Genomic DNA, 20,623 nt, shown 5'->3' with positions numbered 1-20,623 from the left:
CCCTCGGTTGAGCGCCTGTCACGGTCGGCGGTGGCGATCACCGCCCGGATTCTCGACCTCGTGTGCTCCCTGTGCCCGCTCCATGCGAGGCCCCAGGATGACTCTGCCTCGCTCGCTCACCACTCGCTGCGGTGACGGAGGATCGATGTCAGGTCCCTCAAGGGGCGTGCTCACCATTCCCCAGCTTGACGACCGCGTGAGTCCGTCACGTTCGTTCACGCTGACGCTGTCGTCCCCGAGGACACGGCCCACGTTCCCATCAGCACGGCACTCCTGTGGCATCCCACGCACGTCCCTGCGCCGCCTCTTCCTGGCAGGGACAGTCGACGATGCATCCGGGGCTCGACCAGACCCAGAGTCAGGCCCGGCTGGGCGAGAACGGCGACCGTAGACCGGGCCAGCACTCCCCCGGCCTCACTCACGTCGTCGAGAGCCTCGGGGCCATGGCGCCTACTTCTCGCCCCTGGCCGCTTCCCCGCGTCTCAGGACCGCGCGTCGACCAGCACCAGGAGCGACCGCGACCGCGGAGGACACCCTGATGACCGAAACCCGGCCCTGCGGTCGAACCCAAGCCAGCCGCGTGGAGCAGGGGAATCCTGTACCGTCGCCGCCGGTACGGACGCATGCGGAGCCAGAGGGACAGCACAGGCACAAGGCCAGGCCCAGGCACTGCCACAGAAAGGCTCCGGCTACCGGCGCTTGTCTACCAGCGCTTGGCAACGACCAGCGGTCAGCGGCCCATAGGCAGCGGCCAGGGGCACGTAGGCATCGGCCTGGGGCCCGTAGGCAGCGGCCAGCAGCCCGTAGGCAGCGGCCAGCAGCCAGCGGCCAGCAGCCAGCAGCCAGCAGCCAGCAGCCAGCAGCCAGCAGCCAGCAGCCAGCGACCAGCGACCAGCGACTAGCGACTAGCGACTAGCGACTAAGCATCGCTCACAAGATGTCCAGACTGATCGTCTGGACCGGCCCAGGGCGGCCTGTCCCGGACGCGAGGACGAGACGCCCGGCGGCCCGCTCACCGGTTCAGACTCGTACCCCTCACCTCTGGCCACCACCCCTGTTGCCAACATGACGAAGGGCGCCGGCCCGAAGACCGACGCCCTTCACACTCGAGGGAGCAGTGGTGTTAGTGTGCGAAGTTTCCGCGGTAGTACTCGTAGACCCAACCGACCAAGGCCACGGCCGTCAGGGCCGCACCGATGTAGATGATCCACATGCCGACGGCCAGCGCCAGGAAGATCAGGCTGCAACCGGCGGCCAAGATGATTGGCCACCACGACCAGGGGCTGAAGAAGCCCATCTCGGGGTCACCGTCGTCGATGTTGGCGTCCAGACGGTCCTCGGGAAGCTCGCCTCCCTGGGTCGCGTGCGAGCGGCCCATGTAGAACGCCAGGAATGCTCCGAGCATGCCGGCCAGACCGATGCCGAGCGTACCGGCCCATTCGACCTGACCTGTGTCGAGCAGGCTCCAGAGCACGTAGACCGCACACATGAGGAAGAAGAAGATCGCGAGGATCCAGAACAGCGTCGCGTTGGTCTTCATCAGGTCTACTTCACTTTCTCGCTGGACGCGTCGTACGTGGGGGCGTCAGGGGCATCCTTCACCGGCCCGATGCCGACGGGCAGTCCGGCCTCGGGGTGGTTGAGGTCGAATGCCGGCGACTCCGAACGGATGCGCGGGATCGACGTGAAGTTGTGTCGCGGCGGCGGGCACGAGGTGGCCCACTCGAGCGAGCGAGAGTAACCCCAGGGATCGTTGACCTCGACCTTGGGCGCACGACGAGCCGTGATGTAGACGTTGTAGAGGAACGGCAGGATCGAGACACCGAGCAACATGGCGCCGATGGTCGAGAGCTGGTTCATCCACGTGAAGTGGTCTTCCGGCTGGTAGGTGGCGTAGCGACGGGGCATGCCCATCACGCCGAGCCAGTGCTGCACGAGGAACGTGGTGTGGAAACCGACGAACAGCATCCAGAAGTGGATCTTGCCGAGACGCTCGTTGAGCATCTTGCCGGTCCACTTCGGCCACCAGAAGTAGAACCCGGAGAACATCGCGAAGACGACGGTACCGAAGACCACGTAGTGGAAGTGAGCCACGACGAAGTACGTGTCGGACACGTGGAAGTCGAGCGGGGGCGAGGCCAGGATGACGCCGGTGAGACCACCGAAGGTGAACGTGATGAGGAATCCGATGGCCCAGAGCATGGGCGTCTCAAACGTCACCGAACCGCGCCACATGGTGCCGATCCAGTTGAAGATCTTCACGCCGGTGGGCACCGCGATGAGCATGGTCATCAGCGAGAAGAAGGGCAGCAGGACCGAGCCGGTCACGTACATGTGGTGGGCCCACACGGTGACGGACAGGGCGGCGATCGAGATGGTGGCGTAGACGAGCGTCTTGTACCCGAAGATCGGCTTGCGGCTGAAGACCGGGAACACCTCGGACACGATGCCGAAGAACGGCAGGGCGATGATGTAGACCTCCGGGTGACCGAAGAACCAGAACAGGTGCTGCCAGAGGATGGCGCCACCGTTCGCGGGGTTGAAGACCTGCGCGTCGAAGACGCGGTCGAACCCGAGGCCGAACAGTGCGGCCGCCAGCACGGGGAACGCCATGATCACCAGGATGGAGGTGATCAGGGTGTTCCAGGTGAAGATCGGCATGCGCCACATGGTCATGCCCGGAGCGCGCATCGAGACGATGGTCGTGATGAAGTTCACCGAACCGAGGATCGTGCTGAAGCCGGTGAGGCCGAGACCGAACACCCACAGGTTGCCGCCGAGCCCTGGAGAGAACGTCGTGTCACTCAGCGGTGCGTAGGCGAACCAGCCGAACGATGCGGCACCCTGCGGGGTGAGGAAGCCGGCGACGGCGATGATCGAGCCGAACGAGTAGAGCCAGAACGCGAAGCCGTTCAGGCGGGGGAAGGCGACGTCCGGTGCACCGATCTGCAGCGGCATGAGCACGTTGGCGAATCCCGAGAAGAGCGGGGTCGCGAACATGAGCAACATGATCGTGCCGTGCATGGTGAAGAGCTGGTTGTACTGCTCTTTCGTGGCCACGATCTCGAGGCCCGGTGCGAAGAGCTGGGCGCGGATGATGAGCGCCATCACCCCACCGAGGCAGAAGAAGAGGAAAGACGTTATCAGGTACATGTACCCGATCGTCTTGTGGTCGGTCGACGTGATCCAGTTGACGACGACGTTGCCCTTGCGGCCGACCTTCGTGGCGCCGAAGTTCTGACCGGACGAGGTCCCGCCGGTGGTGGGACGGGTGGCGGTGGCTGAGCTCATCGAACCGTGCCTTACTTCTCGGAGTCTTCGGTGCCGGCGGCGTTGGCGGGAGCCTCGGTGCCGGGCTGGTTGGTGTTGGTGTTGTACTGGTCGCCCAGCAGGCCGGTGTTTCCCTCGGCATCGAGCGACTGGATGTACTGGTCGTACTCGGACTGGGACACGACCTTGACGTTGAACAGCATCAACGAGTGGTATTCGCCGCACAGCTCGGCGCACTTGCCGCTGAACGTGCCCTCTTTCTCGGGCGTGAAGTACATCGAGTTGGTCTTGCCGGGGATCGTGTCCTTCTTGTAGAGGAAGTCGATGATCCAGAAGGAGTGAGCCACGTCGCGGGACTTGAGGTCGATCTGCACCGTCTTGCCGACAGGGAGGTAGAGCTCGGGGAGCTGGCTCTCGTCGATCGTGCCGTCACCCAGTTCTTGCGCCTGGATGCCCTGGTAGTAGACGCTCTCGTCTTCGTTCTGCTGGTCGATGTAGTTGAAGTCCCACGCCCAGCGCTTGGCGTAGACGTCGATCTTGACGTCGGGGCTCGCGGTGGGTGCCTCGATGGCAGCCTGGTCGCGGGCCGTGAAGGCGAAGAAGCCCAGCACGAGGATCAGGGGGACGACGGTGTAGAAGATCTCGATCGGCATGTTGTAGCGAAGCTGGACCGGGAGGCCGGTCTGGCCCTTGCGACGCCGGTAAGCGACGCAGACCCAGATGATCAGGCCCCACACGATCACGCCGACGATCAGCAGGACGATCCACGAGGTGACCCAGAGTCCGATCACACGGTCCACGTGGTTGGTCGTGCCCGCGGTGGTGGGCAGCCACCCCTGGAGCTGGTCGGTGGTGCACCCCGCTAGCACGAGAGCCAGGACGACTGCCATGGGGGCGGCAGCCCAACGAAGACGGCGGTTAGAACGCACTGTTACCTCTCGGATGACACGACAGTGGGGGTGTTCCCAGTGTTGACGGGGACCTGCCTAGCTTACTCGCAGGTTCGCCTCCCCAACGCACGGCACGCGCCGGAAGCCTCTCGACGTCGAGCGAGAACCGTCGTGGTACGACCGAGGGGACCACCCTGTCGGATGGTCCCCTCGGTGACGCCGGCTCAACCGCGACGGACGGCCCGGAGTCGTCCTTCGACGACCGGAGCCGCCCCTCGACGATCAGTGGAAGCTGTCGCCGCAGGCGCAGCTGCCCTGCGCGTTGGGGTTGTCGATGGTGAACCCCTGCTTCTGGATGGTGTCCTCGAAGTCGATGGCCGCACCGTCGAGGTAAGGGACGCTCATCTTGTCGACGATGACCTCGACGCCGTCGAAGTCGACGGTCGCGTCGCCGTCGAGCATGCGCTCGTCGAAGTACAGCTGGTAGATGAGTCCCGAGCAGCCGCCGGGCTGGACCGCCACGCGGAGGCGAAGGTCGTCCCGACCCTCTTGCGTGAGCAGGCTCTTCACCTTGTCCGCGGCGGTGGACGTGATCGTCACGCCGTGCGCCTTCGCGTCGACGGGAGCGGTTGCGATGTCGGTCATGGTGCCTCCTTCGGGCCGGGTCGAGTGCGGGGCACTCGTCGTCGACCAGTGTAACCAGCCGAAGCCTCGTTTTGTTCCGGACCCGCGCCTCCCCGGGCGTCGCCGGTGGTGGGGAGGCGCGGGCGGACCGGTCAGCCCCTCGCGTCGAGGCGCGCCAGCAGGATCGCCTCGCTGAGGACGGCCCGGTGGAGGACTCCGAGGTGCTGGGACTCGTTCGGGCTGTGCGCTCGGGTGTCGGGGTCCTCGACGCCGGTCACGAGGATCTGGGCTTCGGGGAACGTGCGCACGAGGTCGGCGATGAACGGGATCGACCCGCCGATGCCCGTCTGGACCGGGGCCTCGCCCCACCCCTCGGTCATCGCGACGGTCGCGTCGGCGATCGCCGTGCCCGTGGTGTCCACCAGGAAGGGGTCACCCCGGTCGACGTCGTCGATCTGGACGTGGGCGCCGAACGGTGCGTGCGCGTGCAGGTGCGCGTCGAGAGCGGCGTAGGCGTCCTCGGCGGTCTGCCCGGGAGCGATGCGGGCGCTGATGCGGACGGACACCTCGGGACTCAGGGTGTTCGACGCGTTGGCGACCGACGGGGCGTCGATGCCCGTCACGGTGATCGACGGTTGCGACCACACCCGGCTCAGGATCGGTCCCCGACCGATGGGGGTCACCCCCTCGAGCAGGCCGCTCTCGTCGCGCAGCTGCTGCTCGCTCTGCTCCGGGTGGTCGGCCTCGCGGCTCGTCAGCCCGGCGACCGCGACGCTGCCGTCGTCGTCGTGCAGGGTCGCGAGGAGCTTGACCATGGCCAGCATGGCGTCGGGGACGGCGCCGCCGAGCATGCCGGAGTGGGAGGCGTGGGCCAAGGTGCGGACGGTCAGGCGGAAGGTCACGTTGCCGCGCAGGCCCACGGTGATGGCGGGGACGGTGGTGCTCCAGTTGTCGGAGTCGGCCACGACGATGACGTCGGCACGGAGCTCGTCTTCGTGCTGCACGAGGAAGTCGGCGAAGGAGCGGGAACCGAACTCCTCCTCGCCCTCGATGAACAACGAGACGCCGACACCGAGGTCGTCTCCGAGCACCTCGTGCACCGCGCGCAGCGCCGCGACGTGCGTCATCACGCCGGCCTTGTCGTCGGACGCCCCACGCCCGTACAGCCGGTCGCCCTTCACGGTCGGTTCGAACGGAGGGGTGTCCCAGTCGGCGTCGTCGCCCTGCGGCTGCACGTCGTGGTGGGCGTACAGGAGGACGGTCGGCTTGCCCTCGCGGGCCGGGCGTCGGGCGAGCACGGCGGGCTGGCCGAGGGGGCCGCCCTCGCCGATCGGCGCCCGGCTCACGGTCACCTCGTCGAAGAGGCCCGTCCCCTCGACCAGGGCGGCCACGGCCTCGGCACTACGTCTCACGTGCTCGGGGTCGAAGGCGTCCCACGAGACGGAAGGGATGCGCACGAGGGCACCCAGGTCGGCGATCGTCGCGGGCAGACCCGCGTGCACGGCCTCCGCGAGTTCGCTGACAGTACGGGGATCGGTCGGTCGGACGGGATGCTGCGAGTCGCTCATGCAGGTAATCTTAGGAACTCGGACAACCCTGAGGATCTCCCGTGGCCAAGCCAGACAGCAAGACGACCGAGACGACCACCGTCGCCGAGCCCGAGTCGACCGCGGTCGGCAAGGGTCGCCCGACGCCCACGCGACGCGAGCGCGAAGCCGCCAACCAGAGGCCCCTGGTGGCCTCGGGCAAAGAAGCCCAGAAGGCCCAGCGTGCCCGTCTCGCCGAACAGCGTGACCGCGCCCGCGTCGGCTTGGCGAACGGCGAGGAGCGCTTCCTGCCCGACCGCGACAAGGGGCCGCAGCGCCGCTTCATCCGCGACCACGTCGACGCCCGCTACAGCGTCGGCGAGGCCATGATCCCCATCATGGTCGTCGTCATCGCGATGACGCTCGTGCAGTCTGCGGCCATCCAGTCCATCACCCTGCTCGTGCTGTGGGGATTCTTCGCCCTCGCCGTCGTCGACTGCCTGATCGTCGGCCGGAGCGTCAACCGCAAGCTCGCTGCCAAGTACGGCGCGGAGAACGTCCGGAAGGGCAACCGCTGGTACGCGGCGATGCGCGCGATGCAGCTCAAGCCCATGCGCCTGCCGAAGCCGCAGGTCAAGCGCGGCGAGTACCCGACCGCGTAGCGGACGCGGCTCCCCGTACGACGAACGGCGTCACCCCCGGTGGGTGGCGCCGTTTCGCGTTCTCGACCTCGCCGACCGCGTGGTTCGTCAGGTGGTGCGTCGGCGCCGATCCAGGGCGACGAGCCCCCGGTTGACCTGTCGGGCCCAGAGGGGCCCGCGGTAGAGGAACGCCGTGTAGCCCTGCACGAGCGTGGCCCCGGCCCGGAGCCTCGCGTCGACGTCGGCGGCGCTCGAGACCCCACCGACCGAGATGACGCACATGCCGCTCGGGACGGACTCACGGACCAACTTGAGGACCTCCAACGACCGGACGGCGAGCGGGGCACCCGACAGACCGCCGGCTCCGGCGGCCTCGACGACCGCCCCCTCGGTGGCGAGGCCTTCCCTGGACACCGTCGTGTTGGTCGCGATGACGCCCGCGAGGCCGAGCTCGGTGACGAGGGCACCGATCCGACGAACGCCGTCGTCGTCGAGGTCGGGAGCGATCTTGACCAACACCGGAGTGTGCCCGGCGGCGTCGCGCACGGCCTCGAGGAGTGGAGCGAGCCTCTCGAGCTCTTGCAACCCGCGGAGCCCCGGGGTGTTCGGCGAGCTGACGTTCACGGCGAGGTAGTCCGCCAGAGGAGCCAGGAGGCGCGTGCTGGCCAGGTAGTCGTCGATCGCGTCGTCGACGTCGACGACGCGGCTCTTCCCGATGTTGACGCCGATCACCGGCCGCGACGGAGCCGACCGAGCCCGGCTGAGTTCGAGGGCCGCCGCGTGGGCCCCGGAGTTGTTGAACCCCATGCGGTTCACGACCGCGAGGTCGGGAACGAGTCGGAAGAGACGAGGTCGTTCGTTGCCGGGCTGCGGTCGAGCGGTCACCGTCCCCACCTCGACGTGCCCGAACCCGAGAGCGCCGAGGCCGCCGATGCCCTTGGCGTCCTTGTCGAAACCGGCTGCGACACCGAACGGCGAGGGGAAGTGGAGTCCGAGCGCGTCGACCGCCAGGGACGGGGCCGGAGCCGTGAAGCGCCCGACGAGGCCGGCGAGGCCCAGCTTGGGGATCGCCTTGATGACCCGGAAGGCGAGGTGGTGGGCGTCCTCGGGGTCCATCTTCGCGAAGACGACGTCGAAGAGGGCGCGGTACGGGGTCCTCACTCGTCGACCGATCGGGTGGAGAGCGGCCGGGACGCGTGCTCTTCGCGCAGCTGTCCGATCGAGGCCTCGAAGTCCTCGAGCGAGTCGAAGGCCTGGTAGACGCTCGCGAACCGGAGGTAGGCCACCTCGTCGAGGTCGCGGAGCGGAGGGAGGATGGCCAGACCGATGTCGTTCGCCTCGATCTGCGACGCACCGCTCGCCCGGACGGCCTCTTCGACCTTCTGTGCCAGCACGGCGAGATCGCCATCCGTCACCGGGCGCCCTTGGCAGGCCTTGCGGACACCCGAGATGATCTTGTCGCGACTGAACGGTTCGAGGACGCCGTTGCGCTTCACGACGTTGAGGCTCGCGGTCTCGGTCGTGCTGAACCGACGACCGCAGTTGGGGCATTGCCTCCGACGTCGGATCGACGTGCCGTCGTCGCTGGTCCGGGAGTCGACGACTCGTGAGTCGGGGTGGCGGCAGAAGGGGCAGAACATGGTGCGGCCAGATTATCGGACGGCGGGCTCGACGTCGGACGCCAGGGCCACCCGAGCACCGGATCGCGGAGGCCCCGCCCGGCTCAGGGGCGCGACAACCGAGCCGCGACGGCCTCGCCGTGGGCGGGCAACAGCTCGGCGTTCGACAACGCCACGAGCCGCTCGGCCACGGCACCCAGGGCCTCGGCGTCGTACCGGACGATCTGCTGTGGTCGGAGGAACGTGAACGCCCCGAGCCCCGACGAGAAGCGCGACTGACCGCTGGTGGGCAGGACGTGGTTCGACCCGGCGAGGTAGTCACCCAGGCTGACGGGCGTGTCGGGCCCCACGAAGATCGCTCCGGCATCGGTGATGTCGGCCAGGACCGCGTCGTCGTCACGGGTCTGGACCTCGAGGTGCTCGGGGCCGTAGGCGTTGCTGAAGGCAGCAGCCTGCCGGAGGTCGTCGACGAGGACCACCGCCGACTGCCGACCGGAGAGGGCCGTCCGGACCCGGGCGGCGCTGAGGGTGCGGGGCACGAGCCTGGTCAGTTCGGCGACGACGGCCTCGCCGAAGGGCGCGGAGTCCGTCACGAGGACGGCCGAGGCCTCCTCGTCGTGCTCGGCCTGGCTGATGAGGTCGACGGCGACCAACGTTGCGTCCGCCGAGTCGTCCGCGATGACGAGGATCTCGGTCGCACCGGCCACCGAATCGATGCCGACACGACCGCGCACGAGTTGCTTCGCGGCGGCGACGAAGTTGTTGCCGGGACCGGTAATGACCTGGACCGGCTCGAGCTCGAGCTCGGGAACGCCGTAGGCGAGCGCGCCGATCGCTCCGGCACCTCCGATCGCGTAGACCTCGTCGATGCCGAGCAGGCCGGCGGCACCGAGGATGACGGGGTGCACTCCCCCGCCGTGTTCGCGCTGCGCGGGCGACACGAGGGCGATCGACGACACCCCCGCCACCTGTGCGGGGACGACGTTCATGACGACGCTGGAGGGATACACGGCCTTGCCGCCGGGGACGTAGACCCCGGCGCGTGTAACGGGCTGCCACCGCTGCTCGATGACCGCACCCGGCGCGGGTCGGGTCGTGGTCGGCGACGGGACCTGGGCGCGGCTGGCCTGCGTGACGCGCGCGATCGACTCGACCAGCGCCTCCTTGACCAGGGGGTCAAGGGCCGCGACGGCGTCGTCGATGGTCTGCGTCGCGACGCGGAGGGTGTCGGGGCGGACGCCGTCGAAACGTGCCGCCTGATCACGAAGGGCAGCGGCACCCCGCTCGCGGACGTCGTCGACGAGACGCCGGGCGGCGTCCGTCGCGGCCCCGACGTCGGCGTGGGACCGGGGGACGAGGTCGAGCAGCTGGGCGTGGGTCGGCGCGAGACCGCGCAGATCTGTGGTCTGGATCATGGCCCGTCCAGCCTAGTCAGTAGGGTCGGGAGCATGACGGACGACAACGCGGCTGCTCCGCGGCCCGACGACTCTCTCGAGGTGTTCAAGGAGGCCTTCCGACGACACGCCGCGGGCGTGGCCATCGTCACGGCGCGTGACGGCGAGGGCACACCGGTCGGGTTCACGGCGACGTCGCTGGCGTCGCTGGCCGCCGTGCCGCCCCTCGCGACGTTCAACATGGCCAGGACGGCGAGCTCGTGGCCCGCCGTCTCGGAGACGGACCAGGTCATCGTGCACCTGCTCGGCCTGCGCAACCGCGACCTCGCCCGCCGCATGGCGGGACCCGCCGCCGAACGCTTCGCGGGCGACCACTGGACCGACGGTCCGAACGGGGTACCTCTGCTCACGGGCGTGACCGCGTGGATGACCGGGACGATCGTCGAGCGGATGCCCGTCCACGGCAACGCCGTCGTGGTCGTGCGCATCGGAACCGGCGGGGTGGGCGAGGACGACGACGCCCTGCTGTACCACGACCGTCGGTACCTGAGACCGGTCCACCTCGAGGACTGACGCCGAACGGGTGCCGGGCGCCGGAACCGGTCAGGGCACCAGGACCCGCCGGAGCACCGGCCACCTCAGACGAGGCAGCCGGGGCCCAGCAGGCTCTTCAGTTCGCCGAACAGGTCGGCCGTGACGTCGACCGGCATGGGGATCTCGAAGACCCGTGCGGCTTCGCCCTTGACGAGTCGGAGACGGACTTCGGTGCCGCCGGCGTGACGCCCGAGCACCGCTGCCAGCTCGGTGACCGTGTCGTGCGTCGCCCGGTGCTCGGGCATCTGCAGGAGCAGCGGCCCGTGGTTCACGCCGACACCGAGATCGGGCATGAACATGCTCGCGGCGTGCATGTTCATGCCGTCGTCGCGGACGCTGACCCGACCCTTCAGGACGATGATCGAGTCCCCGACGAGCGACGGCCCGAATTCTTGGTAGGTCTTGCCGAGGAACATGGCGGAGATCTCGCCCCCGAAGTCCTCGACGGTGATGATCCCGTAGGGGTTGCCCGAGTTGCGTGCGACCCGGTGCTGCACGCTGGTGATGAGCCCCGCGATCGTGACCGTCTCGCCGTCGATGGTCGCGGGGTCGCTCGCCAGGATGTCGGTGACCGTCGTCTGGGCATGCTTGGCCAAGGGGAGCTCGAGGCCCGCGAGCGGGTGGTCGGAGACGTACAGGCCCAGCATGTCGCGCTCGAAGGCCAGCTTGTCGCGCTTGGACCACTCAGGACGTTCGGGCACGTGCTGGACGTCCTGCGGCTCGTCCCACAGGGAGTCGAAGTCGAAGCCGACCTGACCGTTCGCCTCGGCCCTCTTCTCGCTGACCGACGCCTCGACGGCGGACTCGTGGATCTCGACGAGGGCACGCCGCGTCGACCCCAGGGAGTCGAATGCGCCGGCCTTGACGAGCGACTCGACGGTGCGCTTGTTCGCCACGGGGAGCGGCACCTTGCGCAGGAAGTCGTGGAACGAGGTGAACGCCCCCTCTTTTTTGCGCGCGGCGATGACATGGTCGACGACGTTGAAGCCGACGTTGCGCACGGCACCCATGCCGAAGCGGATGTCGTCGCCGACGGCCGCGAAGAAGCCGATGGATTCGTTGACGTCGGGTGGCAGCACCTTGATGCCCATGCGGCGACACTCGTTGAGGTAGAGACCCAGCTTGTCGCGGGAGTCCCCCGTGCTGGTGAGCAGGGCGGCCATGTACTCGGCCGGGTAGTGGGCCTTGAGGTAGGCCGTCCAGTACGAGACGACGCCGTACGCCGCGGAGTGCGCCTTGTTGAAGGCGTAGTCCGAGAAGGGCAGCAGGATGTCCCAGAGCATCTTGACGGCATCGGGCGAGAAGCCGTTGTCGAACATGCCCTGCTCGAACCCGGCGTACTGCTTGTCGAGCTCGGACTTCTTCTTCTTGCCCATGGCCCGCCGGAGGATGTCGGCCTGACCGAGCGAGAAGCCGGCGACCTTCTGCGCGATGGCCATGACCTGCTCTTGGTAGATGATGAGGCCGTAGCTGGTCGACAGGATCTCTTTGAGCGGCTCTTCGAGCTCGGGGTGGATCGGGGTGATGTCTTGCGCGCCGTTCTTGCGGAGCGCGTAGTTCGTGTGCGAGTTCGCGCCCATGGGCCCCGGGCGGTACAGCGCGATGACGGCCGAGATGTCTTCGAAGTTGTCGGGCTTCATCAGCCGGAGGAGCCCGCGCATGGGCCCGCCGTCGAGTTGGAACACCCCGAGCGTGTCGCCGCGACCCAGCAACTCGTAGGCCCCCCGGTCGTCGAGCTCGAGGTCTTCGAGCACGAGGTCGAAACCGCGGTTCGTCTTGATGTTGTCGAGGGCGTCGTTGATGATCGTGAGGTTGCGCAGCCCCAGGAAGTCCATCTTGATCAGGCCCAGCGACTCGCAGGCCGGATAGTCGAACTGCGTGACGATCTGCCCGTCCTGCTCGCGCTTCATGATCGGGATGATGTCGATGAGCGGATCGCTGGACATGATGACGCCTGCGGCGTGCACGCCCCACTGACGTTTCAGGCCCTCGAGCCCCAACGCCGTGTCGAAGACGGTCTTGGCCTCGGGGTCGGACTCGACGACCGTCCTGATGTCGCCGGCCTCTTTGTAGCGCTCGTGCTGCTTGTCGAAGATGCCGGTGAGCGGGATGTCCTTGCCCATCACGGCGGGGGGCATGGCCTTGGTGAGCTTCTCACCCATGCCGAAGGGGAACCCGAGCACCCGTGAACTGTCTTTCAAGGCCTGCTTGGCCTTGATGGTGCCGTACGTGACGATCTGGGCGACGCGTTCGTCTCCGTACTTCTCGGTGACGTACTGGATCACCTCGCCGCGACGACGGTCGTCGAAGTCGACGTCGAAGTCGGGCATGGACACGCGATCGGGGTTGAGGAACCGCTCGAAGATCAGACCGTGGCGCAGAGGATCGAGATCGGTGATGCGCATGGCGTAGGCGGCCATCGAGCCGGCCCCCGAACCACGGCCCGGACCGACCCGGATGCCGTTCTCCTTGGACCAGTTGATGAAGTCGGCGACCACGAGGAAGTAGCCGGGGAAGCCCATGCCGGTGATGACGCCGATCTCGTATTCGGCCTGCTTGCGCACGTCGTCCGGGATGCCCGCGGGATAGCGGTACACGAGCCCCTTCTCGACCTCTTTGATGAACCAGGTCTCTTCGGTCTCACCCTCGGGCACCGGGTAACGCGGCATGTAGTTGGCCGAGGTGTTGAACTGCACGTCGCAGCGCTCGGCGATGAGGAGCGTGTTGTCGCAGGCCTCGGGGTGGTCGCGGAAGAGATGCCGCATCTGCTGGGCGGACTTGAGGTAGAACTCGTCGGCGTCGAACTTGAACCGGTTGGGGTCGTTCAGCGTCGAGCCGGACTGGACGCAGAGGAGAGCCGCGTGGCTGGTCGCGTCGTGCTCGTGCGTGTAGTGGAGGTCGTTCGTCGCGACGAGGGGCAGGTCGAGGTCTTTCGCCAGGCGCAACAGGTCGCCCATGATCTGCCGCTCGATGCCGAGCCCGTGGTCCATGATCTCGGCGAAGTAGTTCTCACGGCCGAAGATGTCGCGGAAGTCGGAGGCCGCCTTGAGTGCTTCGTCGTACTGGCCGAGCCGCAGGCGGGTCTGGACCTCGCCGCTCGGGCAGCCGGTCGTCGCGATGAGGCCCTCGGAGTACTGCGAGAGCAGCTCGCGGTCCATGCGCGGCTTGAAGTAGTAGCCCTCGAGGGAGGCCCGGGACGAGAGCCGGAACAGGTTGTGCATGCCCGTGGTGTTCTCGGACAACAGCGTCATGTGCGTGTAGGCACCGGAGCCCGACACGTCGTCGCGTCCACCGTCACCCCAGCGCACGCGAGTCTTGTCGCCCCGGTGCGTGCCCGGCGTGATGTAGGCCTCGGTGCCGATGATGGGTTTGACGCCCGCCTCGGTCGCCGTCTTCCAGAAGTCGTACGCACCGAACACGTTGCCGTGGTCGGTGACCGCCACCGCGGGCATGCCCTGTGCCGCGGCCTCGGTGACCAACGGTTTGACCCGGGCGGCGCCGTCGAGCATCGAGTACTCGCTGTGCACGTGCAGATGGACGAATGAGTCTTTGCTCGAGGCCACGGGGCTCCTCGTCTGGTGGTGGATCTGGCGACTAGGGGAACAGCCTAACCGTGACGGAGGACGTCGAGGGCGTGCTGCAGGTCGGTGGGGTAGGTCGAGCGGTAGACCACCGGCTCACCCGTGCCGGGGTGCCGGAATCCGAGCTGCACGGCGTGCAGCCACTGCCGCGTGAGACCGAGGGTCGCCGACAGCGTCGGGTCGGCGCCGTAGGTCGCGTCACCGACGCACGGGTGTCGCTGGGCGGCCATGTGGACGCGGATCTGGTGGGTCCGACCCGTCTCGAGGTGGATCTCGAGCAGCGACGCCGACGGGAACGCCTCGACGGTCTCGTAGTGGGTGACCGACGGCTTGCCGTCGACGACCACGGCGAATTTCCAGTCGGACGACGGATGCCGCCCGATGGGTGCGTCGATCGTCCCGGTCAACGGGTCGGGGTGGCCCTGGACGACCGCGTTGTAGATCTTCTCGACGGTGCGTTCGCGGAAGGCCTGTTTGAGCAGGGTGTAGGCCCGCTCGGTCTTGGCGACGACCATGAGGCCGCTCGTTCCGACGTCGAGGCGGTGCACGATGCCGGCACGCTCGGACGCCCCCGAGGTCGACACGGTGAAGCCCGCGGCGGCGAGTCCGCCGAGCACCGTCGGTCCCGTCCAGCCCACCGACGGGTGTGCTGCGACTCCGACCGGCTTGTCGACGACCACGATCTCGTCGTCGTCGTGGACGACCGCCATGCCGGGCACCTCGACGGCGACCACGGCCGGTGCCTCACGCGGTGACCATGTGACGTCGAGCCACGCACCGGCCTCGAGCCGGTCCGATTTGCCGACCGTGCGCCCGTCGACCGTCACCCCGCCCGAGGCGGCGACCTCGGCCGCGAAGGTCCGGCTGAAGCCGAGAAGCTTGGCCAGGGCGGCGTCGACACGTTCGCCGGCGAGCCCGTCGGGGACCGGGAGGGCGCGGGTCTCGCTCACGAGGCGCTCCGGTGATCGGCAGGAGGCGTCGTGTCGACGGGACCGCCGGGCTCGTCACCGGACGTGCCCGGGTCGCCGACGGCCGTGGAGCCGGCCACCTGAGGGTCGCCGTCGCGACCGTCGCCCGCCGGTCGAGCCGACTTGCCTGTGCTCGGCGTGCGCGTGCCGTCGAGCCCGATGCCCAGCAGCGTGAGCAGGAGGAGCAATCCCATGCTGGACACGATGAAGACGTCGGCGACGTTGAAGATGGCCGGCAGCAGGGAGGGGAAGTAGATGAAGTCGACCACGTGCCCCTGGCCGAACGACGGCTCTCGGAGCAGGCGGTCCGTCAGGTTGCCGAGGGTGCCGCCGAGCAGCATGCCCAGCATGATCGACCAGGCCAGCGATCGGATGCGTCGGGCCACGACCAGGATCGCGACGGCGACGCCGGCGGCGGCGATCGAGAAGATCCACGTCGACCCGCTCGCGAACGAGAAGGCGGCACCGGGGTTCTTGACGAAGTGCAACTGGAAGAACTCGCCGACGACGTCGACGGAACCTCCTTCGACGAGAGTCCGGGTGACCAGCAGTTTGGTGCCCTGGTCGAGGCCGTAGGCCACGACAGCGACGAAGGCCAGCGTCGCGAGAACGCGGACGCTGGCCTTCGTGGCGGGCTTGTCGCTCGACAAGTCCTTAGTTCGAGCCGAAGCCCTGGGCGCTGGCCGGAGTGGGCCGACCGGCCTCGCCGGTGCCCTCGCCGTCGAGCTCGTGCAGCTGACCCTCGATGTAGCTCTTGAGCTTGGAGCGGTAGTCACGCTCGAACGAGCGCAGGTCGTCGATGCGACGCTCGACGCTCGACCGCTCGGTGTTGAGGCGGTCGAGGATCTCGCGCTGCTGGGTCTCGGCGGCACCGATGATGTCGCGGGACTTCGTCTCGGCCTCGGCGACGACCTCACGCTGGCGGGCCTCGCCCTCGGACACCAGACGAGCCGCGGTCGCGTGGCCTTCGGCGATGAGCTGGTCGCGCTTCTCGACGCCCTCGCGGACGTGTTCTTCGTGCAGACGGCGAGCGAGCTGCAGCAGGCTGTTGGTGCTGCTGGTCTCGTCGGCCTCGGACACCGCGGGGGCGGAGTAGGCCGGAGCGGACGCGACGGCGGCGGGGGCCGCGACGATGGGCTCGGACTCGACGACCGGCTCGGGCTCGACGGCCTCGGGGGCCGACGCGGGAGCCGGTGCCGACGCAGGAGCCGGCGCGCTGGCCACCGGAGCCGAGACGGGAGCGGCCTGCGCCACGGGGGCGGAGTCGCCGGACGAGAGGCGCTGACGCAGCTCGTCGTTCTCCTGGTTGAGACGTCGCAGCTCGGCGACGACCTCGTCGAGGAAGTCGTCGACCTCGTCTTGGTCGTATCCCTCGCGGAACTTCGTCGGCTGGAACCGCTTGTTGACTACGTCTTCCGGCGTCAAAGCCATTGCCGTCACCTCGTGCATCTGTTGGATCGTGTGATCGTGGTCTGGGTCGTTCTTCTACACCGTAGAGGAGCGGGGCCCGGTCGGGCCGGGATCGTGCCGTTCGGGCGCTGCAGTGAGCCTACCCTGTCGTCCACGGACGACGTGGTCAGCCGAAGGTGCGGAGCCCGGAGGCGACGCTCATCAGGATGATGACGGCCAGCATGATGATGCTCCAGCCGAAGTCGAGCGCGACCGATCCGAGGCGCACGGGGGGCAGGATCTTCCGCACGCGGCGGATGGGCGGGTCGGTCACCGTGTAGGCCACTTCGGCGATGACGAGCACCGGCCCCTTGGGGCGCCACCCGCGGCTGAACGACTGCGCGAGGTCGAGCACGAAGCGAGCCCACATGAGCAGGAAGAAGATCAGCAACGCGTAGTACGCGATCGTGGCGATCAGGTAAGTGATCATCGGGGGGTCATCAGCTCACACGAGTCGGCGCGAGGAGACTCGCGGACGGGCAGGTCGTCACGTCGACGCAGAGGAGCCGCGACGACGGACTCGTCACGACTGGGCGAAGAACGACGCTTCGATGTCGGATTCTACCTCAGCCTGATCACCGCTCACCGCGATGTGCGCCGGCGACAACAGGAAGACCTTGTTGGTCACGCGCTCGATCTTGCCGTACAACCCCTGCGAGAGACCGCTGGCGAAGTCGACCAGACGACGGGCGTCCGCCTCGGTCATCTGCGACAGGTTGATGATCACCGGGATGCCGTCACGGAAGCTCTCGGCGATCGCCTGGGCGTCCTTGTACTCGCGGGGGTGGACCGTCAGGATCTCGTTCATGTCGTGGGGCACCGTGTTCTTCGGGGTCGAGGAGCGACGCAGCGGCGTCACGGGGGCGCGGGTGGGCGCGGGGGCGGCGGGAGCCGAGTGGACCGGGGCGACGGGAGCCGGAGCCTGGGCGGCCGCCTGCGGTCGCGGCGACTGCTGGGGCTGCGCTCGTTCGTGAGGCTGCTCGTCGTACTCGAGCTCTTCGTCGGCGAGGCCCAGATAGACCATCGTCTTGCGCAGCGGGTTGGCCATGGTGTTCCTCCGAGTCAGTGGATCGTCAGGACCGACATTAACGAGCATCGGGGCGAGAACCCGTGATTGCCGTGCCGATCCGTAGGTGTGTCGCGCCCTCGGCGACGGCCTCGACGAAGTCGGGAGACATGCCGGCCGAGATCGCGTCGGCAGTGGTCTCGAGGGACCGCACCCTCTCGGAGACCGCACGGAGGCGCGCGAAGGCCGGACACGCCTCCTCACCCAGGGGGGCCACGGCCATGACGCCGCGCAGTCGCAGCCCCGGGGTCGAGAGCACCCGCTCGGCGAGCCGCTCGACCTCGTGCTCGGCCACTCCCCCGCGGCCGGGGTCGTCGGTCAGGTTGACCTGGACGAATCCGTCGACGAGGGACCCGGAGTCGTCCGAGAGCGCATCGACGACCGAGTCACGGTCGAGCGAGTGGACGGCGTTCGCGTAGCGCCGGGCCTGGCGCGCCTTCTTCGACTGCAACTGGCCCACGAAGTGCCATCGGAGTCCGTCGAGGTCGTCCAGCTCGGCGGCCTTCGCCTGGGCCTCTTGGTGTCGGTTCTCGCCGACGTCACGGACCCCGAGGGCGTACAACGCCCTGATGAGCCCGGGCGGATGGAATTTCGTGACGACGATCGTCGTGAGCTCGCCCGCAGAGCGTCCCACAGCGGTGCAGGCGTCATCGACGGCCGCGGCGACCCGGGCGAGACGCTCGCCCAGGTCGCCGTCGACACTCGTCGGATCGGTCACTCGTCGTTACTTGAGGAAGTCCGGGACGTCGAGGTCGTCGTCACCGTCGTCGAAGGCCGGGTCGACGGCCTGGGTCGCGGGCTCTTCGGGCCGCTTCCACGCGGCGGGCTCGTGCGTCGCCCCGCTGTCGGCGATGGCCGACACACCGGCGACCGAGGTCGCCGTGGGGCCGTCGGAGTCGACGAAACTCGACCGGCGATCTTTCACCTTCGTCGAGGGCTCACCACCGTCGAACCCCGCCGCGATGACCGTCACGCGGACCTCGTCACCGAGGGTGTCGTCGATCACGGCACCGAAGATGATGTTGGCCTCGGCGTGGACGGCCTCCTGCACCAGGCGCGCCGCGTCGTTGATCTCGAAGATGCCCAGGTTGGAACCGCCCTGGATGGACAGCAACACCCCGTGTGCGCCGTCGATGCTCGCCTCGAGGAGCGGAGACGCCACGGCCAGCTCGGCCGCCTTGATGGCGCGGTCCGCGCCCCGCGACGATCCGATGCCCATGAGGGCCGAACCGGCGCCCTGCATGACCGACTTGACGTCGGCGAAGTCGAGGTTGATGAGACCGGGCGTGGTGATCAGATCGGTGATGCCCTGGACACCGGCGAGGAGCACCTGGTCGGCCGTGCCGAAGGCCTCCACCATGCTGATGCCGCGTTCGCTGATCTCCAGCAGGCGGTCGTTGGGGACGACGATGAGGGTGTCGACCTCGTCCTTCAGGGCGGCCACGCCGGCTTCGGCCTGGGCCTGACGGCGTTTGCCCTCGAAGCCGAAGGGCTTGGTGACGACACCGATGGTCAGTGCGCCGATCGACTTCGCGATGCGGGCGACGACCGGGGCCCCGCCCGTGCCGGTGCCACCGCCCTCGCCGGCCGTGACGAAGACCATGTCGGCACCCGCGAGGGCTTCCTCGATCTCTTCGGCGTGGTCCTCCGCCGCGCGGCGCCCGACCTCGGGGTCGGCACCGGCGCCGAGGCCCCGGGTGAGTTCGCGACCGACGTCGAGCTTGACGTCGGCATCGCTCAACAGCAGCGCCTGGGCGTCCGTGTTGATGGCGATGAACTCCACCCCGCGGAGCCCGAGTTCGATCATGCGGTTGACGGCGTTGACGCCACCGCCGCCGACACCGACGACCTTGATCACGGCTAGGTAGTTATGGTTCGTTGTCACGTCCGGGCCTCCGCTTGAACCTTAACTCTGCAGTTGAAGGTTAAAGTTGTACATGGTATGCAAGTTCTGCAGTCACAAGGTATGGGTGCGCCGCAGGCGCTGTCGCCAGGGTGGCCAGCGTGTCGCGAACACACCCTCTCATCTCGTCCTGATGATCCCGTTGTCGGGCGCGGACACGTCGTACTCGACGCTCGCGCCCGGGTCGCGCCGGGCCTGGTCGGCGATGAGTCCGGTGAGCACCTGGGCCTTCTTCGCCGACTCGTCGGCGCTGCCCCAGACGACCCGCTCACCCGAGGTGAGTTGCAGGGTCACGTCGTCGGCCGTCGACGCCGTCACGGTGTCGACGGTCGAACGCAACGTGACCGGCAAGGCCAGCAGCACCTCGGCCACCGAACGGTACGCGGGGCCGTCGAGGGCTGCTCCCCCGACGTCGACCAGGGGTACTCCCTCTTGCCGGGCGTCGAGCGTCTGGACCACGACGCCAGCCGGGTCGACGAGGTCGAACCCCTCCCCCGCGGCGACCGTGGCGACGGGCTGCCGCTCCTGGATGCGCACGACGAGCGTGTGGGGCGGAGCGGTCTCGGTCACGTAGCTGGCGATCAGGGGGAACGCCCCGAGCTCGCGGGTGACCTCGTCGAAGTCGATGAGGGCGAGGGGCGTGCCGAGCTGCCCGTCGAGGGCGGTCTGCACGGCCGCGGCGTCGACGCGGTCCGTCCCCTCGACACGGATGGTCTGCAACGACAGGAGCGGCGTGAACACGGCGACCGCGACGGACGCGACGAGGAGGAGCACGACGGCCCCGAGCGACACCAGGGTCGCCCGACGGTGTCGGCTGCGACGCGTGAAGCGACGGACCTCGACGCGCTCGATGCGCCTCCGTTCGCTCGACGCCCGACGCGCCTGCCGGCGTGCCGCGACGGCTCGCGACTTGGCCTCGGCGGCCGTGCCGTCGGGTGCCACGATGCGCGGAGGCTCGGAGCCCCGAGGTGCGACCCGCCCGGGGTGATCGCTCGCGTCGGAGGTCGAGGGCTTCGTCAGGCGGTCCCGCCAGGCCGCGGGGGCTCCGGTGATCGACCCGAGGCGGCCCTTGAGCGACGACGGGGACGACGGATCGGA

General features: G+C 68.4%; 19 protein-coding genes. 2 read left to right on the top strand and 17 right to left on the bottom strand.

The features are described 5' to 3' along the window. Positions 1 to 1,123: 1,123 nt before the first annotated feature. From EDF21_RS00965 to EDF21_RS00945, 5 genes are all read right to left on the bottom strand, one after another. Positions 1,124 to 1,540 carry a cytochrome c oxidase subunit 4 gene (locus tag EDF21_RS00965; RefSeq protein ID WP_054146161.1) on the bottom strand — a complete coding sequence of 139 codons (417 nt, stop codon included), beginning with the start codon at positions 1,538 to 1,540 and terminating at the stop codon, positions 1,124 to 1,126. A 5-nt stretch (positions 1,541 to 1,545) separates the two neighbouring features. Beyond that, positions 1,546 to 3,291 (bottom strand): cytochrome c oxidase subunit I, encoded by a 1,746-nt coding sequence (gene ctaD / locus EDF21_RS00960; protein WP_082460211.1) that lies wholly within the window; start codon positions 3,289 to 3,291, stop codon positions 1,546 to 1,548. An 11-nt stretch (positions 3,292 to 3,302) separates the two neighbouring features. Next, the gene (coxB, locus tag EDF21_RS00955) at positions 3,303 to 4,160 is read right to left on the bottom strand and encodes a cytochrome c oxidase subunit II (protein ID WP_082460210.1); all 858 of its coding nucleotides are present in this window, start codon (positions 4,158 to 4,160) and stop codon (positions 3,303 to 3,305) included. Between the two features lie 282 nt (positions 4,161 to 4,442). After that, a complete protein-coding gene (gene erpA / locus EDF21_RS00950; protein ID WP_043594936.1) occupies positions 4,443 to 4,805 on the bottom strand; it encodes an iron-sulfur cluster insertion protein ErpA in 363 nt (120 codons plus the stop codon). A 131-nt stretch (positions 4,806 to 4,936) separates the two neighbouring features. Next, positions 4,937 to 6,352 (bottom strand): dipeptidase, encoded by a 1,416-nt coding sequence (locus EDF21_RS00945; protein WP_056045053.1) that lies wholly within the window; start codon positions 6,350 to 6,352, stop codon positions 4,937 to 4,939. A gap of 41 nt (positions 6,353 to 6,393) precedes the next feature. On the opposite strand from EDF21_RS00945, the gene EDF21_RS00940 reads away from it, so the two are divergent. Beyond that, positions 6,394 to 6,972 carry a DUF3043 domain-containing protein gene (locus EDF21_RS00940; RefSeq protein WP_056045052.1) on the top strand — a complete coding sequence of 193 codons (579 nt, stop codon included), beginning with the start codon at positions 6,394 to 6,396 and terminating at the stop codon, positions 6,970 to 6,972. Positions 6,973 to 7,059: 87 nt separating this feature from the next. Here EDF21_RS00940 and EDF21_RS00935 read toward each other — a convergent pair whose 3' ends face one another. The 3 genes from EDF21_RS00935 to hisD form a co-directional block, all read right to left on the bottom strand. Next, positions 7,060 to 8,112, bottom strand: coding sequence for a quinone-dependent dihydroorotate dehydrogenase (locus EDF21_RS00935; RefSeq protein WP_255416424.1), 1,053 nt, complete (start codon positions 8,110 to 8,112; stop codon positions 7,060 to 7,062). Further along, positions 8,109 to 8,591, bottom strand: a complete 483-nt coding sequence (gene nrdR, locus EDF21_RS00930; RefSeq protein ID WP_054146163.1) for a transcriptional regulator NrdR — start codon at positions 8,589 to 8,591, stop codon at positions 8,109 to 8,111. Before nrdR ends, EDF21_RS00935 begins: the two co-directional genes overlap by 4 nt. Positions 8,592 to 8,674: 83 nt before the next feature. After that, positions 8,675 to 9,985 (bottom strand): histidinol dehydrogenase, encoded by a 1,311-nt coding sequence (gene hisD / locus EDF21_RS00925; RefSeq protein ID WP_123570024.1) that lies wholly within the window; start codon positions 9,983 to 9,985, stop codon positions 8,675 to 8,677. Positions 9,986 to 10,018: 33 nt separating this feature from the next. Here hisD and EDF21_RS00920 point away from each other — a divergent pair, with 33 nt between their 5' ends. After that, positions 10,019 to 10,537, top strand: a complete 519-nt coding sequence (locus EDF21_RS00920) for a flavin reductase family protein (protein ID WP_123570023.1) — start codon at positions 10,019 to 10,021, stop codon at positions 10,535 to 10,537. 65 nt (positions 10,538 to 10,602) lie between these two features. Here the strand turns inward: EDF21_RS00920 and dnaE are convergent, their stop codons facing one another. The 9 genes from dnaE to EDF21_RS00875 all read right to left on the bottom strand — a co-directional run bounded on the left by dnaE (position 10,603) and on the right by EDF21_RS00875 (position 20,467). Next, positions 10,603 to 14,067, bottom strand: a complete 3,465-nt coding sequence (gene dnaE / locus EDF21_RS00915; RefSeq protein WP_123570755.1) for a DNA polymerase III subunit alpha — start codon at positions 14,065 to 14,067, stop codon at positions 10,603 to 10,605. A 98-nt stretch (positions 14,068 to 14,165) separates the two neighbouring features. Continuing rightward, positions 14,166 to 15,089, bottom strand: a complete 924-nt coding sequence (locus EDF21_RS00910; protein ID WP_123570022.1) for an RluA family pseudouridine synthase — start codon at positions 15,087 to 15,089, stop codon at positions 14,166 to 14,168. Further along, on the bottom strand, positions 15,086 to 15,757 hold the full coding sequence (lspA, locus tag EDF21_RS00905; protein WP_123570021.1) for a signal peptidase II: 672 nt from the start codon (positions 15,755 to 15,757) through the stop codon (positions 15,086 to 15,088). Before lspA ends, EDF21_RS00910 begins: the two co-directional genes overlap by 4 nt. A gap of 4 nt (positions 15,758 to 15,761) precedes the next feature. Beyond that, entirely contained in the window at positions 15,762 to 16,538 is a 777-nt protein-coding gene (locus EDF21_RS00900; RefSeq protein ID WP_123570754.1) for a DivIVA domain-containing protein, read from the bottom strand. 145 nt (positions 16,539 to 16,683) lie between these two features. After that, positions 16,684 to 16,986 carry a YggT family protein gene (locus tag EDF21_RS00895; protein WP_056045042.1) on the bottom strand — a complete coding sequence of 101 codons (303 nt, stop codon included), beginning with the start codon at positions 16,984 to 16,986 and terminating at the stop codon, positions 16,684 to 16,686. 93 nt (positions 16,987 to 17,079) lie between these two features. Beyond that, the gene (locus EDF21_RS00890; protein WP_123570020.1) at positions 17,080 to 17,604 is read right to left on the bottom strand and encodes a cell division protein SepF; all 525 of its coding nucleotides are present in this window, start codon (positions 17,602 to 17,604) and stop codon (positions 17,080 to 17,082) included. Between the two features lie 37 nt (positions 17,605 to 17,641). Next, on the bottom strand, positions 17,642 to 18,340 hold the full coding sequence (locus tag EDF21_RS00885) for a YggS family pyridoxal phosphate-dependent enzyme (RefSeq protein ID WP_123570019.1): 699 nt from the start codon (positions 18,338 to 18,340) through the stop codon (positions 17,642 to 17,644). A 6-nt stretch (positions 18,341 to 18,346) separates the two neighbouring features. Then, a complete protein-coding gene (ftsZ, locus tag EDF21_RS00880) occupies positions 18,347 to 19,507 on the bottom strand; it encodes a cell division protein FtsZ (protein WP_043594926.1) in 1,161 nt (386 codons plus the stop codon). Between the two features lie 138 nt (positions 19,508 to 19,645). Continuing rightward, positions 19,646 to 20,467 carry an FtsQ-type POTRA domain-containing protein gene (locus EDF21_RS00875; RefSeq protein WP_233568310.1) on the bottom strand — a complete coding sequence of 274 codons (822 nt, stop codon included), beginning with the start codon at positions 20,465 to 20,467 and terminating at the stop codon, positions 19,646 to 19,648. Between the last annotated feature and the right edge of the window lie 156 nt (positions 20,468 to 20,623).

The sequence above is a fragment of the Frigoribacterium sp. PhB118 genome, from assembly GCF_003751725.1.
GTDB lineage: Bacteria > Actinomycetota > Actinomycetes > Actinomycetales > Microbacteriaceae > Frigoribacterium.
Note: the sequence above shows the minus strand (reverse complement) of the source record. Positions and strands in the feature narration are given on the sequence as shown.

Coding starts and splice junctions, on each gene's coding strand:
- EDF21_RS00965 (WP_054146161.1), bottom strand. CDS start 1,540: ATGAAGACCAACGCGACGCTGTTCTGGATCCTCGCGATCTTCTTCTTC.
- ctaD (WP_082460211.1), bottom strand. CDS start 3,291: ATGAGCTCAGCCACCGCCACCCGTCCCACCACCGGCGGGACCTCGTCC.
- coxB (WP_082460210.1), bottom strand. CDS start 4,160: ATGGCAGTCGTCCTGGCTCTCGTGCTAGCGGGGTGCACCACCGACCAG.
- erpA (WP_043594936.1), bottom strand. CDS start 4,805: ATGACCGACATCGCAACCGCTCCCGTCGACGCGAAGGCGCACGGCGTG.
- EDF21_RS00945 (WP_056045053.1), bottom strand. CDS start 6,352: ATGAGCGACTCGCAGCATCCCGTCCGACCGACCGATCCCCGTACTGTC.
- nrdR (WP_054146163.1), bottom strand. CDS start 8,591: ATGTTCTGCCCCTTCTGCCGCCACCCCGACTCACGAGTCGTCGACTCC.
- hisD (WP_123570024.1), bottom strand. CDS start 9,985: ATGATCCAGACCACAGATCTGCGCGGTCTCGCGCCGACCCACGCCCAG.
- EDF21_RS00920 (WP_123570023.1), top strand. CDS start 10,019: ATGACGGACGACAACGCGGCTGCTCCGCGGCCCGACGACTCTCTCGAG.
- dnaE (WP_123570755.1), bottom strand. CDS start 14,067: ATGCTCGACGGCGCCGCCCGGGTCAAACCGTTGGTCACCGAGGCCGCG.
- EDF21_RS00900 (WP_123570754.1), bottom strand. CDS start 16,538: ATGGCTTTGACGCCGGAAGACGTAGTCAACAAGCGGTTCCAGCCGACG.
- EDF21_RS00895 (WP_056045042.1), bottom strand. CDS start 16,986: ATGATCACTTACCTGATCGCCACGATCGCGTACTACGCGTTGCTGATC.
- EDF21_RS00890 (WP_123570020.1), bottom strand. CDS start 17,604: ATGGCCAACCCGCTGCGCAAGACGATGGTCTATCTGGGCCTCGCCGAC.